The sequence below is a fragment of the Gammaproteobacteria bacterium genome (genome assembly GCA_021648145.1).
In the GTDB taxonomy this organism is placed as follows: domain Bacteria; phylum Pseudomonadota; class Gammaproteobacteria; order JAADGQ01; family JAADGQ01; genus S141-38.
In genome coordinates this window covers 1-16808 of sequence record JAKITI010000005.1, presented here as the reverse complement: position 1 = coordinate 16808, position 16808 = coordinate 1, and the positions used below count along the sequence as shown (strand labels likewise).

Sequence of the window (16808 nt, the reverse complement as noted above, 5' to 3'; positions counted from 1 at the left end):
GAGAATCGCAAATAAATTAATCATATTGCTCTCGGTATTTACGGACGATATACAGCGCAATGAAATTAAGAGTCAGTGTAATAATAAATAAAACCAGCCCCAATGCGAATGCAGCCATTGTTTTAGGGCTATCGAACTCTTGATCACCGACAAGTAACGTCACAATCTGTACCGTGACCGTAGTGACTGTTTCCAGTGGGTTTGCGGTGAGATTAGCAGCGAGTCCGGCTGCCATGACTACAATCATCGTTTCACCAATGGCGCGAGATACCGCTAACAATACTCCCCCGACAATGCCGGGCAGTGCTGCTGGAATAATGACTTTTCGAATGGTTTCAGATTTGGTTGCGCCCATCCCATAAGCACCATCACGCAAGGATTGAGGGACAGCATTAATGACATCATCAGAAAGTGAGGAGACGAAGGGAATAATCATGATGCCCATGACAATGCCCGCAGCCAGAGCGCTCTCAGATGAGACATCCAATCCTAAAAAAGCACCGTAATCACGAATCATTGGAGCCACCGTCAGTGCAGCAAAAAAGCCGTAAACAACTGTGGGTACACCTGCAAGTATTTCTAATAAAGGTTTGGCGACCGTGCGAAATTTCGGTGTTGCATATTCTGTGAGGTAGAGCGCAGACATCAAACCGATCGGTACGGCGATACACATCGCGATGACGGTGATAAGCAAGGTGCCGGTAAACAGAGGAATCGAGCCAAATGCTCCAGATGAGCCTACTTGGTCTTCTCGAATGGCCATTTGAGGGCTCCACTCTGCGGAGAATAGAAACTCAGTAATGGGTACCACTCTAAAAAAGCGAATGGCCTCAAACAGCACAGATAAAACAATACCTAGTGTGGTAAAAATTGCGATAGTGGAGCAGATGATTAGAAAAACTTTAATCGCAAATTCAACTTCATTGCGTGCTCGCTTTTCTTTGCTGATACTCTTGGCTGTAAAAGCGGCGCAGGCGATAGCAATGCCCAAGACAAAGACAGTTAGAGCCGCATTGCTGATATACCGTAGATTATTATAGTGCTCAGCAGCGGCCGTAGTAACGGCATCCACTTCACCCGAAATAATGCCGCCATTTGCCAGGTTTTTTATGTCATTAATAAACAGGCTTAAACGGTTGCTTGAGAGGTTTTGTAGTGTTTCGGGTAAATGAGATACTACTAAGTGAGTAATAATTGTTGATTCAAATGCACTCCAGAGTCCAAAAATAATCAGTGCGGGGATGCCGCACCAAATTGCTGTTAGATAGCCATAGTAGCTGGGTAAAGAGTGCAGTTCTTTGACCTTTCCACTGACAATAACAAGAGAGCGTCGCTTGCCAAATTGGTAAGCAATGACACTGAAAGCCAGCAGTAACAAAATTAGAGTTGTGGTTTGCATTGATTGTTTACTGAGATAATATAAAAACAAACGGTAGCTGAAAAAATCCAGCCACCGAGAATGGTGCTTATAATGCCAGCCTTTTATTCAAAAGAGAATTTTTTAAGGTGTTTAACATCGGATGCAAATTTTGCTCTCTCTTCTTCAGGCATTGGAATCATTCCCTTGTCAATCAGGTAGCCTTCTTCTCCCCATGCTTTATCACTGGTAAATTCTGAGAGAAATTCTTTAAAGCCCGGTATCTTGCCAACATGTGCTTTTTTAAGGTAGAAATAAAGTGGTCGTGAGATCATGTAGTTACCATCAGCGATCTCTTCAAACTCAGGCAAAACACCATCAATTCTAGCCCCCTGGACTTTGTCAGAGTTTTGATCAAGAAAGCTAAAGCCAAATATACCTAGGGCGTTGGGGTTGGCGACCAGTTTCTGCACGATCAGGTTGTCGTTTTCTCCCACTTCAATATAATTTCCATCTTCACGAACTGTGTGGCAAATCGATTTATATCTGTTTTTATCCTGTTTTTTGATGGCTTTAATCCATGCAATTTCTTTGCAGCCACCTTCCATTGCCAGTTCAACAAAAGCATCGCGTGTGCCGGAGGTGGGTGGTGGGCCTAATACTTCAATGTTAGTGTCGGGTAGATCTTTATTAATATCTTTCCACTTATTGTAAGGGTTAGGTACTAATGTTTCACTGCCTTTAGGGTCTGGAACCTCTTTTGCGAGCGCTAGAAATATCTCTTTGCGGGTCAGGCTGTATGGATTGGATTTTTTAGAGTTGGCGATTACGATGCCATCGTAGCCAACTTTGACTTCAACTATTTCTTTAACACCATTTTTGGCGCACATATCAACTTCAGTCTGTTTGATGCGGCGTGATGCATTGGTAATATCAGGTGTATTGATGCCTACACCCGAACAAAATAGCTTCAGACCACCACCAGAGCCTGTGGCTTCTACTTTGGGTGTTTTGAATTTACTGGTTTTTCCAAACTGTTCAGCAACAACAGTTGAGAATGGGTAAACAGTTGAAGAGCCCACAATTGTTACATAGTCACGGGCAGCAAATGCTTGGGATGTGCTTAGTAAAGCAATTGAAGTCAGTGCAGTTAAGGCAGTTTTTTTTAACATACTTAAAATCCTCTATCTGAGATTTTATCTAGAATCAGTCTTGGTTGTGAACAGCTAGAATAACGACTGAATATTACAAAAATATGTCAGCTTTTCAGTTTGTTTGCCATCTCATCAGGGTGGGTGTGGCGTACATCCTTGCCCTTAACGAGATATATAATATATTCACAGATATTTTTGGAATGATCACCAATACGCTCTAATGCGCGTGCGGCCCATATCACATCAAGCACTCGCCGAATAGAGCGGGGGTCTTCCATCATATGTGTAATGAGCTGCCTTAGTACGGCTTCATATTCACGGTCGACCTTGACATCTTTCTGTGCAATTTCAAGAGCCGCTTCAGCATCAGTGCGAGCAAAAGCATTTAGAGTGTCACGAACCATCTGTTGGACTTTTTGACCTAAATGCTCAATTTCAGCATAGTTGTTTTTGGGGCGCTCTTGGTCGGCTAGCTGGACGGCCATGCGAGCAATTTTTGCAGCTTCGTCACCAATGCGCTCCATATCAGTGGTTGTTTTGATCACGGAAACAATAAAACGTAAGTCGCTTGCGGCGGGCTGCCTTAATGCTAAAATTTGCGCACACTCCTCATCAATGGCTACATCCATTGCGTTGACCTTGTAATCATTGTTGTTGACAGCATCACCACGTACACGGTCACCATCCGTTAGTGCGACCAATGCATCGGTTAATTGCTGCTCTACGAGCCCACCCATTGCAAGAACCTGATTGTGAAGGTCTTTAAGTTCAGCATTGAATTGTTTGTGTGTGTGTTGGCTGATGTTGAGGTTGCTCATTGTTTTCTCTTCGTTTTTGTTTGGCGAATAACAGAATTTTTTTATTCTAACAAATAAATATGACAGCTTCATGTATGCTTTTTTTGATTTTTCTAGGATTATTCAATATGTGCTATGATTTGTACGTTTTTTATCCATGAATAAAAGTGTGTTTGGGTCATATTTTAAGGGGTACACATGAGTTACGAAAAAGTCGTCATTCCAAAGTCCGGTGAAAAAATTACTGTAAATAAGAGTCTTGGTCTGAATGTTCCACATCAAGTAGTGATTCCTTTTATTGAAGGTGATGGAGTGGGGGCTGATATCACACCTGTGATGCGTAAAGTTGTCGATGCGGCGATTAAAAAATCTTATGGTAGCGAGCGCCGCATTTCATGGATGGAGATCTATGCGGGCGAAAAAGCAAACTCACTTTATGGGGGGGATATCTGGTTGCCAGACGAAACACTCAAAGTGATTCGTGAATATGGAATTGCAATTAAAGGACCCTTAACAACACCTGTGGGTGGAGGTATGCGCTCCCTGAATGTGGCATTACGCCAAGCGCTGGATCTTTACCTCTGTTTGCGCCCCATTCGTTATTTCCCCGGAACGCCGAGTCCATTGAAAGCACCCGAAAAAACTGAAATGGTTATTTTTCGTGAAAACTCTGAAGATATCTATGCGGGTATTGAATGGCAAGCGGGTACGCCTGAAGTCAAGAAGGTGATTGACTTCCTGCAAAATGAAATGGGCGTTAGCAAAATTCGCTTTCCTGAAACGTCTGGAATCGGCATTAAGCCTGTATCCCGCGAAGGTACGGAACGTTTGGTGCGTAAAGCTATTCAGTATGCTATTGATCATGATCAGGATTCGGTGACCCTTGTTCATAAAGGGAATATTATGAAATTCACCGAGGGCGGTTTTAAGGAATGGGGTTATCATCTTGCTAAAGAAGAGTTTGCCGCTCAAGAGATAGATGAGGGACCCTGGTGTCAGATAAAAAATCCGAATACGGGTCGTCAAATTGTTATTAAGGATGTTATTGCGGATGCTTTTCTTCAGGAAATTTTGCTGCGGCCTGAAAAATTTAGTGTGATCGCAACGTTGAATTTAAATGGGGATTATATTTCAGATGCATTGGCAGCGCAGGTCGGTGGAATTGGTATTGCACCTGGAGCCAATCTTTCCGATACCGTTGGTGTGTTTGAAGCAACACATGGTACAGCCCCTGATTTAGTTGGAAAAAATAGTGTAAACCCAAGCTCGTTGATTCTTTCGGCGGAAATGATGGTTCGTTATTTAGGGTGGGTTGATGCGGCTGATTTGATTATGAACGGTGTTACTGGTGCAATCTCTGCGGGTACGGTGACTCAGGATTTATCGTCATTGATGGCTGAGGGCGTATGCTTGAGTTGTACTGACTTTGGTGACGCAATAATTTCCCATATGTAACAAAAAAGGGGCGATTACCTTCGCCCCTTTTTTGATTTGGAAGCGGACTACGATGCGAGTCGTATCTCACTTGCCAAGAGGCCTTTAGGGCCTGTTTCTATTTCATACTCTACTTTTTGTCCTTTTTTTAGAGTTTTGTAGCCTTCCATAGTGACGGCTGAAAAATGTGCAAACACCTCCTCATCCCCGCCTCCTTCTTCCTGCTCAATAAAGCCGTAACCTTTGGCGTTGCTGAACCACTTCACCACTCCCTTTGCCATAGTCATTTACCTCTTTTGTTAGTTACTTACCTGTAATTAAAATAGAATAGCTTAATAACACCATTCAAACTTGTTTTCGGCTCGAAAATCAGATAGTTGAATATTTTTATTAAAATTATGGTGCTGCACACCCAAAAATATTCAAAAGTAATATTAAAGCGAATATATTGGATTGTCCATGCTAATGATACAACTACTAGGTTATGATGTGTCAAGTTTTTTTACATGTTTTTTTGTCATATGTAATTATTTTACAAAACATGAAGATAGGTCAGTGCACTTTCATGATCTTTTATCTTCCGTGGTTTTATGAAAAAATATTCGATTATTTCTATTAGGTTTTGGTTATACTGGTTAAGTATTATGGAAAATGAAACGGATCATTTTAGTGATGATTTGGCGGTATCTGAATTACAGCCAAAGTTAAAGCAGCCCTCTATGTATCGGGTGTTGTTGCTGAACGATGATTACACACCAATGGACTTTGTAGTGCATGTGCTTGAGAGTTTTTTCTTTATGGAGATGGAGCAGGCGACAGCAGTTATGTTGCAGGTGCACACTAAAGGTGTTGGGATTTGCGGTACGTTTTCGTACGAGGTTGCGGAAACAAAAGTATCATTAGTCAATGGGTTTGCGAGGGAAAATGAGCATCCACTACAATGCGCTATGGAAAAAAGTTAATGTTTGAATGATTATTTAAGAGGTTTTTATGTTAAGCAAAGAACTCGAATTTACGCTTAATCTGGCTTTCCATGAAGCACGAGAGCAACGCTATGAATTTATGACAGTAGAGCAGCTTCTATTTGCCTTGCTTGATAACCCTAAAGTTGCAACCATGCTTAGAGCATGCCGTGTTGATATCGATAAACTAAAAAAGAATATTCAAGCCTATATTAAAGAAAATACCCCCGTTCTTCCTGAAAAAGAGGAAAAAGAAACCCAACCTACACTAGGTTTTCAGCGTGTTTTGCAGCGTTCAGTTTTTCATGTTCAATCAGCAGGAAAGAAAGAGGTCGAAAGCACTAATGTACTGATTGCAATTTTTGGTGAGAAGGAGTCACAGGCGGTTTACCTGCTTAATGAACAAGGTGTGACTCGACTGGATGTTGTGAACTATGTTTCTCACGGTATTACAAAAGCTGAAGCGGATGGCCAAGAGCGCTCAAACCCTATAAAAGACACGCTCGGTAATACTTCTTCTGATAAAGAAGAAAAAGGTGCGGTGACAGCTAAAAAACCACTTGAGGCTTATGCAGTTAATCTGAATCAATTAGCAAAGCTGGGTAAAATTGATCCGCTTATTGGTCGTGAGCATGAGGTGCAGCGCACGATTCAAATTCTCTGTCGTCGTCGAAAGAATAATCCATTGCTTGTGGGTGAAGCCGGTGTGGGTAAAACAGCCATTGCCGAAGGTTTGGCCAAAATGATTGTTGATGGTGAAGTTCCTGACGTGATCGCGAAAAGTACCATTTATTCGCTGGATTTAGGGGCTTTGTTGGCAGGCACCAAATATCGTGGGGATTTCGAAAAGCGCTTGAAAGCTGTTTTAGGTCAACTTAAGAAAGAGCAAGGATCAATACTGTTTATTGATGAAATTCACACTATTATTGGCGCAGGTTCTGCGTCTGGTGGTGTGATGGATGCGTCAAATTTAATCAAGCCCGTTTTGGCAAATGGGGATCTACGATGCATGGGGTCTACAACGTTTCAGGAGTATCGAGGTGTTTTTGAAAAAGATCATGCGCTGGTGCGTCGCTTTCAAAAAATTGATGTGAATGAGCCTTCAGTTCAAGAGACGATTCAGATTTTGACAGGGCTGAAGTCACGGTTTGAAGAGCACCATAATGTCAAATATACCCAGGCTGCTTTAGAGTCTGCGGCTGAATTATCGGAACGATATATTACAGATCGTCACCTGCCTGACAAGGCGATTGATGTTATTGATGAGGCGGGTGCAAATCAACGTTTGTTATCGCCTGCGCAACGAAAAACAACCATGGGTGTGAAGGAGATTGAAGAGATCGTCGCCAAAATAGCTAGGGTGCCGACGGAAAGTGTCTCTAATTCAGATCGAGATAAGCTACGTAATCTGGATCGTGATTTAAAAATGGTCGTTTATGGGCAGGATGAAGCGATTGGCACACTCGTCTCTGCGATTCGTATGTCACGTTCAGGGCTAGGGAATGCAAAAAAACCGATCGCATCATTTTTGTTTGCAGGTCCAACGGGTGTGGGTAAAACCGAGGTGACACGTCAACTCGCGCACTTTATGGGTGTTGAGCTGGTGCGCTTTGATATGTCTGAATATATGGAGCGGCACTCAGTTTCTCGATTGATCGGAGCTCCTCCAGGTTATGTGGGTTACGATGAAGGTGGGTTGTTGACTGAAGCGATTAACAAAACACCTCATGCGGTACTGTTGCTGGATGAGATTGAAAAAGCGCACCCAGACTTATTTAATTTATTACTGCAAGTCATGGATCATGGCACATTGACGGACAATAATGGCCGTAAAACAGATTTTCGTAATGTGATCATCGTTATGACGAGTAATGCGGGCGCAGAGCTGATGTCACGCTCCTCTATGGGCTTTTCCAAGCAAAACCATATAACAGATGGTATGGAGGCTATTAAGCGAGCATTCACTCCTGAGTTTCGAAATCGTCTGGATGCTATTGTGCAGTTCAAATCACTTGAAAAACGCACCACACTTAATGTGGTTGATAAATTTCTTCTTGAACTGGAGGTGCTACTGGAGAAAAATGGTGTCACTCTGGATGTGGATGATATGGCACGGAGCTGGTTGGCAAGTGAAGGTTATGATCCTTTGATGGGGGCTCGCCCGATGGAGCGTTTGATTCAGGATCGTATTAAAAAGCCTTTGGCTGAAGAGTTGCTATTTGGTCGCCTTGCTTCAGGAGGGCACTTGAGTATTAGTCTGGAAGGTGATGAATTATCATTTGAGATTAATGAGGCTGAAGAGCCCGTAGAAAGTTAGCCGAATCGTATAGAGATAGAGGAAGCCCGTGGTATTTTCAGGGTCGGGCTTCTGGCGATCTTTTAGCGGCCTCGGTAAGTAATGCGGCCTTTTGATAAATCGTAAGGAGTTAATTGAACAGTGACTTTGTCACCTGTCAGAATGCGAATATAATGTTTTCGCATTTTTCCTGAAATATGTGCTGTTACGACGTGGCCATTTTCCAGTTCTACACGAAACATCGCGTTCGGAAGGGTGTCAATCACAGTGCCTTCCATTTCGATATGTTCTTCTTTCGCCATTGATTACCTGCTTAGGTCTCTTACCAGTTTATAAAAGAGGCGTATAGTGCCTGAAAGTGCCGTTTTTATCAAAATATTTCATTTATTAATGTCACGATGTTTAAAATTTCCTGTAATTACAGTGAAGGTCTAAGCGTTTTATAAATTCTGAACGTGGTATTTCAGTCGCACCTAAACTTTGTAAATGATCAGAGCGTATTTGACAGTCAATTAATTTAAAATCTTGTTGCTGAAGCCGTTCAATTAGCTTTACAAAAGCAACTTTTGAGGCATCACGCGTGCGGTGAAACATGGATTCACCGAAAAATACCTGACCTAATGCTATACCATAGATACCTCCAACCAGCTCATCATTTTGCCAGGCCTCAACAGAGTGAGCGATTCCTGATTGGTGAAGCTCGTTATAAGCATGAATCATTTCTGGCGTAATCCATGTGCCGGATGTATTTTTTCTGGGCTCAGCACAAGCTTTCATAACTTGCGTGAAGGCTTTATTAAAAGTGATTTTAAAGTGTTTCTGGTTGAGTGTTTTATGTAAACTGCGAGAAACTTTCAAGTCATCAGGAAGTAGAACAGCACGAGGGTCAGGTGACCACCATAAAATGGGCTCACCCTTATTGAACCAGGGGAAAATGCCATGGCGGTAGGCTTGAATAAGCCAGCCAGGTGTTAATTGGCCTCCTGCCGCAAGAAGTCCATTGGGCTCTTTAAATGCATGCTCAACAGGTGGAAATGGGTTGTCGATGATCGTATTGGGTTCAAGCCAGTAAAGTTTTTGATTATTCACATGAAAAATATAAAGAGTTGACTGTTATGTGGAATTGTTTTTTATTTTCTTGATTTCTGCTGCAATTTTATACTGATTGTTCTCTGGAGTAACGCGTTTGACTTCAATGATAGCATTGAGGGCAGGCGTTATTTTTGTTTCTGGAATCACTGAAATATCCAGTGTAGTACCAATAGAGAGAGGTTGCTTTGCCTGAAATGATAGCCCACTGGCACTTAACTCAATGACATCTCCTTTTAAAGTTTCTGATTCATTGTTTTTTTTATAAGTGATGTCACACTTGGCGGACATTCTGGGGAAATTTCTTCGCTCATTATTGTTTAACATAGTGCATCCTTTCAATATGTTACTGATATTTTTTACACTTTTAGTTTGAGACTCACTGCAAAAAAATTATTTGTAGTGAGGGTATCGGTCATTTATTGGTTTGTATCAAGGTTGTCGAGGTAGCGTTCTGAGTCCAGTGCGGCCATACAACCTGAGCCTGCTGACGTAATGGCTTGTCTGTAAGTAAAGTCAGCGACATCACCTGCCGCAAAAACTCCGGGGATACTTGTTGCTGTTGCATTTCCAGCATAGCTTCCTGTAACTTTCAAATAGCCACTATTCATATCCAGCTGTCCTTTAAACAGGTCGGTATTCGGTGAGTGCCCAATGGCAATGAATACACCTTTGAGGTCGATCTCTTTTTTAGTGTCTTGTTTATTGACGATACGTATGCCCGTTACGCCCATGTTATCACCCAGCACCTCTTCAAGGGTGCTGTTCCACTCAATACTAATATTGCCATTTTTGGCTTTTTCCAAAAGTTTAGCAGAAAGAATTTTTTCAGAGCTGAAGCGGTCACGACGATGGACGATGGTCACATGTTTGGCAATATTGGAGAGATAGAGTGCTTCTTCAACGGCGGTATTACCCCCTCCAATGACAGCAATATCTTGATTTTTGTAGAAAAAACCATCGCAAGTTGCACAAGCAGATACACCACGCCCTTGAAATGCCTCTTCAGATGGAAGCCCCAGATATTTGGCTGACGCACCCGTTGCAATAATCAAGGCATCACAGGTATAAGTGCCGCTGTCTCCTGTCAAGGTGAAAGGACGTTTTCTTAAACCAGCGGTATGAATATGATCAAAAATAATTTCGGTATTAAAACGTTCTGCATGTTTTTGCATTCGTGCCATTAATTCAGGGCCTTCTACGCCGTCAGCATCACCCGGCCAGTTATCAACATCAGTGGTCGTGGTCAGTTGGCCACCTTGCTGTATGCCCGTAATGATGACAGGGTTCAAGTTGGCGCGTGCGGCATAAATAGCTGCGGTATACCCTGCAGGGCCAGAACCTAAAATGAGTAAACGTTGGTGCTTTTCAGTGCTCATATTTTACATACCTGTATATTTTCTGTGGCGATTGGCATTTGTTGCTTAATTCTAGCGCATGACAAGAAAAAATGTACCTGAAAAATACTCGCTTAACTTTCACTGGGTGTGTGTTTGGCCACCGCGTCTTTAACCATATTCTTTAATTCACCACGTTGATAAAGTTCCATGGTGATATCACAGCCACCAATGAGTTCGCCATCAATATAGATTTGAGGGAATGTGGGCCAGTCAGAAAATTGTGGCAGATTTTTGTAAATTTCTGGCTCTTCGAAAATATTAATGTATGCAAACTTTTCCTCACATGCTTTGAGAGCTTCAGAAGAGCGGCTGGAGAAACCGCATTGAGGAAATTGTGGCGTACCTTTCATGAAGATAATAACCGCATTGCTTTCGACTAGTTGTTTTATTTGACTCATGGTATCCATAAATAACCTCTTGATATTTTTAAGCTGATGATTAAAGTTGTATTGGAGTATACCTGCTTATTAATGGATTAAAAACGGAGTAAGTGTAGGTGTTATTGAGTCTTGTTCAGGTGTTATCTTGTTCGCGCGCAAATCCAGATGTCAACACGTTTCACCCCATTTTTTATAAGCTCCTCTGCCAATAGCCCAACGGTTGTGCCTGTTGTCATTACGTCATCAAATAGTACGACATGAGGCACTTTGATTTTTTTTCGGATGTGAAATGAATTTTTTAGATTCTCATGGCGTTGACTGGCGGTCAGATTGGCCTGCTTTGGAGTATGCCGGATGCGGTGTAATGAATGATAGTCAATAGGGATTTCAAGTGACTTGGCAACAGGCCGAGCCAGTTCAAGTGCTTGATTAAAGCCGCGTTCACGAGTTCGCTTTGGGTGCAGGGGGACGGGGATGATGAGGTCGGGCTTGGTGATTTCAGTTTGTTTGAGATGTTGAGCCATGAGCTCTCCGAGTAAACGTGCGTAAGTGAGCTTCTTTGAGTATTTCAGTTGCTGAATCATGTAGTCCAACGGAGGCTCATAATTGAATAGGGCGGTGCATTGGGTGTAAGGAGGCGTTTGTAGTTGACACTTTCCGCAAAGGCTGCTTGTTTGTAATGGCAGCGCGCAGCGTGGGCAAGCGTAATGTTGAAAAGGAAGGTCGTCATAGCAACCACCGCAGAGATCAAGCCCCGTTTCTGAGTCAGCATGGCAGAGCAGGCAGCGGGGTGGTAAAACATTGTTTTGTAGTTTTTTTAGCCAGTTGTAAACTATAGCCCTTCTCCTTGGTTGACAGCGTTTTGCATTCCTTGCATAGTTGGCTGCTTTACAATACCAGAAATTCAAGTCGGAGCGCAGCATGGCAGACCAAACTTATCAACGCATTAACGACCTGACAGAGCGTTTATTGGGCGGTGGACAGATGTCGGCTGAAGAGGGGCGTTGGATGATTCGCCTGGATGAAAAGTATCTGTCATCACTGATGGCGGGGGCGGATCGTTTGCGTCGTACATTTCGCGGTCATGATATTGAAGCTTGTGCAATTTCAAATATTCGCTCTGGAAATTGTTCTGAAGATTGTACTTTCTGCTCTCAAAGCGCCCACCATGATGGACAAGCCCCTACTTATAACTATATTCCTGTTGAAGATGTGGCCGCTCAAGCTAAGAAAGCACGCAGCTGGGGAACAACGGATTTAGGTATTGTTTCCAAGGGATGGGGCGTTCGCTCTGATAAAGAGCGTGAGCAGATGCATGAATATCTAACCACCCTTAAAGGCAGCTCAGATATTGGCCGTTGTGCGAGTGTAGGTGTGCTGGATAAAGAGACTGCCACGGACCTTAAAAATATGGGGTTGGAAAATTACCACCATAATTTAGAAACGGCTGAAAGCTTTTTCTCCAATATATGCACCACACATACTTTTCAGGAAAATGTTGATACGCTCAAACATGCCCGCGATGCAGGTCTGAAAGTTTGTTCAGGGGGTATTTTGGGTATGGGTGAAAGTCTCGATCAACGTGTTGAACTGGCTGAGACACTGCGTGATTTAGGTATTGATTCCGTGCCTCTGAACTTTCTCGTTCCACAAGAGGGTACACCACTGGAAAATATCACGCCGATGGCTCCAATGGAGATTTTGAAAACGATCTCTGTATACCGCTTTATGTTGCCCCAAGCAGAAATTCGCATTGCCGGTGGCCGTCCTTTCCTGCGTGATTTGCAGTCGATGGTCTTCATGGCAGGGGCTTCTGCGGTGATGATTGGTGACTATCTGACCACGAATGGACGACAGGTCGAAGATGACTTGCAAATGCTGAAGGATCTTGGTGTAGTCGTTCGCGGGGATACGCAAAAGCGTCGTGAATCTGCTTGTTCGGATGCCGCTTGAGCAGGTTTTATCATGTCACTCATTGATTCGTTATCCGAATCACTTGAGCAAAAAAAATCACAAGGTCTTTATCGCCATCGACGCATTGTCTCTTCACCTCAAGGCGCTGAAATAGTTGTTGATGGTCAGTTTGTACTATCATTTTGCAGTAATGACTATTTAGGATTGGCTAATCACCCCGACGTTATTACAGCATTGCAAGAGGGGGCGACGACTTATGGTGTGGGAAGTGGTGCATCACATTTGGTTACAGGGCACAGCAGTGCTCATCACGAACTGGAAAATGCATTGGCAAAATGGACGGGGCGTGAGCGAGTTTTGCTATTTTCATCAGGCTATATGGCGAACATTGGCGTGATTTCAGCGCTCTGTCAACGCAATGACTTAGTGCTACAGGATCGCCTCAATCATGCATCATTGCTTGATGGTGCTCGGTTGTCTGGAGCGCAGTTAAAACGTTATGCTCATAACGACAGTGATGCACTTGCACGGCGTTTGGTTAAATATCATGGGTCAGCACTCGTAGTGAGTGATGGTGTGTTCAGTATGGATGGTGATGTGGCTCCTTTGCCTAAAATAGCTGCACTTGTCAAAATGCATGATGCCGTTTTAATGGTGGATGATGCACATGGTTTTGGGGTGCTTGGCCAGCAAGGGCGTGGGGTGGTGGATCATTCTAAGCTGAATAATAATGATGTTCCAATTTTAGTCGGAACCTTGGGCAAATCATTCGGCACTTTTGGTGCTTTTGTCGCAGGCAGTGAACTGCTCATCGAAACACTCATTCAACAGGCTCGAAGCTATATTTATACAACAGCGATACCACCTGCGGTCGCATATGCGACGCTGACCAGTTTAGAATTATTGAAACGTGATGATTGGCGGCGTGACCACCTGCAAATGCTGATTGCCCATTTTCGTCAAAGAGCCGCAGAAGCGGGGTTGCCGTTATCAAATTCCAAAACAGCGATACAACCGTTGATTGTGGGCGATTCCAAACGAGCTATTGCGTTGAGTGAAGCACTATTAAAGCGAGGTATTTTAGTCAGTGCAATTCGCCCGCCGACCGTGCCAAAGGGAACGGCTCGTTTGCGTGTAACACTATGTGCAACGCATACTAAAGATCATGTGGGTCGTCTATTAGATATGTTGCTTGAGTTGTGGAAGTCGTAACTATACTCAACAGCTATTCGCGGACATACCATTTAAACATTTGCTTTCATTGCCAGCGATACCTCCATTTTGTGATGGATCCCAGTACACATCCCATTCATAATTCATCACATCGGCTTCACCACCATTTACATAGCTGTATGAGCCTTCTTCATAATCCCAGTTGTTGATATCATTATCTTGCCAGCAATGGTCTACACCATTGTAGTTCGTTGGGTTGGTGCACTCTGTATAGGTGTATCGTCCACCCGTGACGTTAGGATTGAAAGTGGATGAACCAGAGGCTGGGTTGCTGATTGTAATGGTGCCGTTAATCATCTGAAAGTTACCCGCTGCAGGGTTAAAATCAGGCATTTCAGGGTCAGTTATCGTAAGTGTATTTATAATATTACCTGCGGTTGTATCATCACTGTAAGTGATTGAACTCATGTCCAGAACAAAGTTCTGTGTCATATCGGCTTCATTAATTTTCTGAGTAATTTTTGGCTTGAATAGAAACTGATCTTTTATAAATTCTGAGCAATACTCATCTGAAGTTTCACAAGTCCAGTTGCCTGTAACTGAATTCCAGGAGCCTCCCATCACTTGGCGTACGATGACTTTCGTGGGATCAGCAGTGCCGTTGCCAGTGTAATCAAAATTCCTGGAAGGGTTTATGCCAAGCGGATCCCAGCCATTACCACTGTACTCTTCTAGTGTTCTATTCCATCCCATGATTGCAGAGGGCTTGCCGCCACTGGTAGATTCAAAGCTATTGACTTTAGGGATGTAACTCTCCATGGCGAATCCAGTGCTTGGGTCGCCGACAATTGTGTGCCAGTATGCTACGGATGTATCTGGGTCAGTGTAAGTACCATGGAAAAAACGTGTATTATCAGGATCTGCGGTCGTCATCATATTTCCGATGCTACACAAACTAGAGTCGATGGCGCTGGATGGTGCATTGCTCATATCGCATGCCCCAGGAGCAAAGCTATTGTTATGTGGTCCAACATTAAAGTTTAGAGTCATTCCTGTGGATGCGTGTACTGATCCAAACAGAAAGAGCAATGGCAGGGTTTTTAATAACTGAGTGGCAGCACTCCTTGTTCTACTCAAGGCAGGTATAAAATGCAATCCCTTGCTTTGAATAGAAAGTTTCATGAAACTTTCTGCCTGAACAATGATATTTAAGGGCATACTTCTCCCCCAGCGATGGTTATGTTGAGCTCGCTTGATACATTGTTTATCGGCTACTTGATTAAAATCTAAAAAATCAGCAACTGCCCGCCAAGCTGTTCGCACATTTACTTTCATTGCCGGCAAGCCCGGCATTTTGTGAAGGATCCCAGTACATGTCCCATTCATAATTGAGGACATCAGCATTACCCTCAACATAACTGTATGTTCCTTCTTGATAATCCCAATTATTAATATCATTGTCTTGCCAGCAACTCTCGATACCCTTTGAGAGTTGTGGATCGTCACATTGATTGTAAGTATATCGTCCCCCCGTAATTTCTGGATTTATCGTCGATATTTGTGGGTCAGGTATGCTGATTTCAATATTATTGTTGTTCATTTTAAAATCCCCTGCTTTGATATCAAAGTCGGGCATGTCTGGATCAGTAATGATGATTGTATTGGTCAGTTCTCCTGCCGTTGAGTCGTCGTCATAATCAATTGCACTCATATCCAAAGCAAATTTGTGAACAAAGTCGGTTTCATTGATTTGTTGAGTAATTACGGGTTTGAAAAGAAATTTATTTTTCAAAAATTCTGAACAATATTCATCTGTATCCTCACAGCTCCAGGTATTAGTGGCAGCATCCCAGGAGCCCCCCATGACTTGTCGCATGATTGTTTTGGACGGATCACCCGTAGCATTGCCGGTGTAATCAAAATCTCTGGAAGGATTCAACCCGAGTGGATCCCAGCCATTGCCACTGCGGGTTTCTAATGACTCTGCTCCTCGCTGGAATATTTTGGAGGGTTTGCCGCCGCTTGTTGATTCGTAACTGTTAATGACAGGAGTATAACTCTCCATGGCAAACCCCGAAGCCGGATCACCAACGATCATATGCCAATAACTTATTTGCGTATCTGGGTCAGTGTAGGTGCCTTGAAAAAAAGGAGTGGTGTCAGGGTCGGCTTCAGTCTGGTTTTCGATGGGAGAGATACCGCAGGCATTATCAGCTACAGGGCCGCTCATATTGCATGCGCCAGGGTAAAAACTGTTATTGCCTGAGCCCGCATTGAAATTTAAAGTCATGTTGGTCTCTGACCAAGCATTTCCTGACAAAAGCAGGAGTGGTAAAATTTTGAGTGCTTGAGTGATAAGTTCCGTTTTTTCACTCATAGCAAGTGCACGCAAAAGCGCTTTGCTTCGAGTCGAAAATTTCATGAGAAAAACCTAGCTGTATATTATTGTTTTTATTTTAAATTGTTATTATTATTTTAAAGCTTATTTTGTTCTGTGATGGTGTCGACTGTAGGAGTAAACAATATCTTTCGGCAAGAATAGATATCGGTTATTAAATAATAATCTTTAATATTCAAGCATCATCCGATTAAAGAAAAATTCAAAATAGTCGATACCCCCTATATTTTCATTGACCATAATAGCACATGAAAGTTCGTTAAAAATTGTGTGTTTAGGTTAAGGGTTAAAGTAAAGTATAAGTGTATAATTTATTTTTTTAAGGACTAATTTTTTGACAAGGTTGTCTCTCATGTTGTTACAAGAGGGGACTCACACTATGAGATCACGCAAGAACTTCTACCGAACACACTTGTTATCAAGTCTGTTTATTCTTTCGTCAGGAGCCGCCATA

Annotated in this window: 17 protein-coding genes; 5 read left to right on the top strand and 12 right to left on the bottom strand. The window is 42.9% G+C overall.

What is annotated here, in order from left to right; translation table 11 throughout:
- Positions 1 to 16: 16 nt before the first annotated feature.
- The 3 genes from pstC to phoU form a co-directional block, all read right to left on the bottom strand.
- Positions 17 to 1399 carry a phosphate ABC transporter permease subunit PstC gene (pstC, locus tag L3J70_04230; protein ID MCF6235569.1) on the bottom strand — a complete coding sequence of 461 codons (1383 nt, stop codon included), beginning with the start codon at positions 1397 to 1399 and terminating at the stop codon, positions 17 to 19.
- Positions 1400 to 1482: 83 nt separating this feature from the next.
- Positions 1483 to 2529 (bottom strand): PstS family phosphate ABC transporter substrate-binding protein, encoded by a 1047-nt coding sequence (locus L3J70_04225; GenBank protein MCF6235568.1) that lies wholly within the window; start codon positions 2527 to 2529, stop codon positions 1483 to 1485.
- Between the two features lie 86 nt (positions 2530 to 2615).
- The gene (gene phoU, locus L3J70_04220) at positions 2616 to 3329 is read right to left on the bottom strand and encodes a phosphate signaling complex protein PhoU (GenBank protein MCF6235567.1); all 714 of its coding nucleotides are present in this window, start codon (positions 3327 to 3329) and stop codon (positions 2616 to 2618) included.
- Between the two features lie 177 nt (positions 3330 to 3506).
- Here phoU and icd point away from each other — a divergent pair, with 177 nt between their 5' ends.
- Positions 3507 to 4763, top strand: a complete 1257-nt coding sequence (icd, locus tag L3J70_04215) for an NADP-dependent isocitrate dehydrogenase (GenBank protein MCF6235566.1) — start codon at positions 3507 to 3509, stop codon at positions 4761 to 4763.
- 47 nt (positions 4764 to 4810) lie between these two features.
- Here icd and L3J70_04210 read toward each other — a convergent pair whose 3' ends face one another.
- On the bottom strand, positions 4811 to 5023 hold the full coding sequence (locus L3J70_04210) for a cold-shock protein (protein MCF6235565.1): 213 nt from the start codon (positions 5021 to 5023) through the stop codon (positions 4811 to 4813).
- A gap of 363 nt (positions 5024 to 5386) precedes the next feature.
- Between L3J70_04210 and clpS the strand changes: the two genes are divergently transcribed.
- Both clpS and clpA read left to right on the top strand, forming a co-directional pair.
- Positions 5387 to 5704, top strand: a complete 318-nt coding sequence (gene clpS, locus L3J70_04205) for an ATP-dependent Clp protease adapter ClpS (GenBank protein ID MCF6235564.1) — start codon at positions 5387 to 5389, stop codon at positions 5702 to 5704.
- A 28-nt stretch (positions 5705 to 5732) separates the two neighbouring features.
- Positions 5733 to 8021 (top strand): ATP-dependent Clp protease ATP-binding subunit ClpA, encoded by a 2289-nt coding sequence (gene clpA, locus L3J70_04200; protein ID MCF6235563.1) that lies wholly within the window; start codon positions 5733 to 5735, stop codon positions 8019 to 8021.
- Between the two features lie 62 nt (positions 8022 to 8083).
- On the opposite strand, the gene infA is transcribed toward clpA, so the two are convergent.
- The 6 genes from infA to L3J70_04170 all read right to left on the bottom strand — a co-directional run bounded on the left by infA (position 8084) and on the right by L3J70_04170 (position 11792).
- Positions 8084 to 8302: a translation initiation factor IF-1 gene (gene infA, locus L3J70_04195; GenBank protein MCF6235562.1), complete on the bottom strand. Its 219-nt coding sequence runs from the start codon at positions 8300 to 8302 to the stop codon at positions 8084 to 8086.
- Between the two features lie 100 nt (positions 8303 to 8402).
- Positions 8403 to 9089: a leucyl/phenylalanyl-tRNA--protein transferase gene (gene aat, locus L3J70_04190; protein ID MCF6235561.1), complete on the bottom strand. Its 687-nt coding sequence runs from the start codon at positions 9087 to 9089 to the stop codon at positions 8403 to 8405.
- 24 nt (positions 9090 to 9113) lie between these two features.
- Positions 9114 to 9416 (bottom strand): PilZ domain-containing protein, encoded by a 303-nt coding sequence (locus L3J70_04185; protein ID MCF6235560.1) that lies wholly within the window; start codon positions 9414 to 9416, stop codon positions 9114 to 9116.
- Positions 9417 to 9508: 92 nt separating this feature from the next.
- Positions 9509 to 10468, bottom strand: coding sequence for a thioredoxin-disulfide reductase (trxB, locus tag L3J70_04180; protein ID MCF6235559.1), 960 nt, complete (start codon positions 10466 to 10468; stop codon positions 9509 to 9511).
- A gap of 92 nt (positions 10469 to 10560) precedes the next feature.
- Complete coding sequence (gene grxD, locus L3J70_04175) at positions 10561 to 10896, bottom strand: Grx4 family monothiol glutaredoxin (GenBank protein ID MCF6235558.1); 336 nt, start codon at positions 10894 to 10896, stop codon at positions 10561 to 10563.
- Between the two features lie 113 nt (positions 10897 to 11009).
- Complete coding sequence (locus tag L3J70_04170) at positions 11010 to 11792, bottom strand: ComF family protein (protein ID MCF6235557.1); 783 nt, start codon at positions 11790 to 11792, stop codon at positions 11010 to 11012.
- Between L3J70_04170 and bioB the strand changes: the two genes are divergently transcribed.
- On the top strand, positions 11791 to 12822 hold the full coding sequence (bioB, locus tag L3J70_04165; protein ID MCF6235556.1) for a biotin synthase BioB: 1032 nt from the start codon (positions 11791 to 11793) through the stop codon (positions 12820 to 12822). The two genes, L3J70_04170 and bioB, sit on opposite strands and share 2 nt — an antisense overlap.
- 12 nt (positions 12823 to 12834) lie before the next feature.
- Positions 12835 to 13995, top strand: coding sequence for an 8-amino-7-oxononanoate synthase (gene bioF, locus L3J70_04160; protein ID MCF6235555.1), 1161 nt, complete (start codon positions 12835 to 12837; stop codon positions 13993 to 13995).
- 6 nt (positions 13996 to 14001) lie between these two features.
- Here bioF and L3J70_04155 read toward each other — a convergent pair whose 3' ends face one another.
- Entirely contained in the window at positions 14002 to 15174 is a 1173-nt protein-coding gene (locus L3J70_04155) for a hypothetical protein (protein ID MCF6235554.1), read from the bottom strand.
- A 76-nt stretch (positions 15175 to 15250) separates the two neighbouring features.
- Entirely contained in the window at positions 15251 to 16378 is a 1128-nt protein-coding gene (locus L3J70_04150; protein ID MCF6235553.1) for a hypothetical protein, read from the bottom strand.
- Positions 16379 to 16808 lie beyond the last annotated feature (430 nt).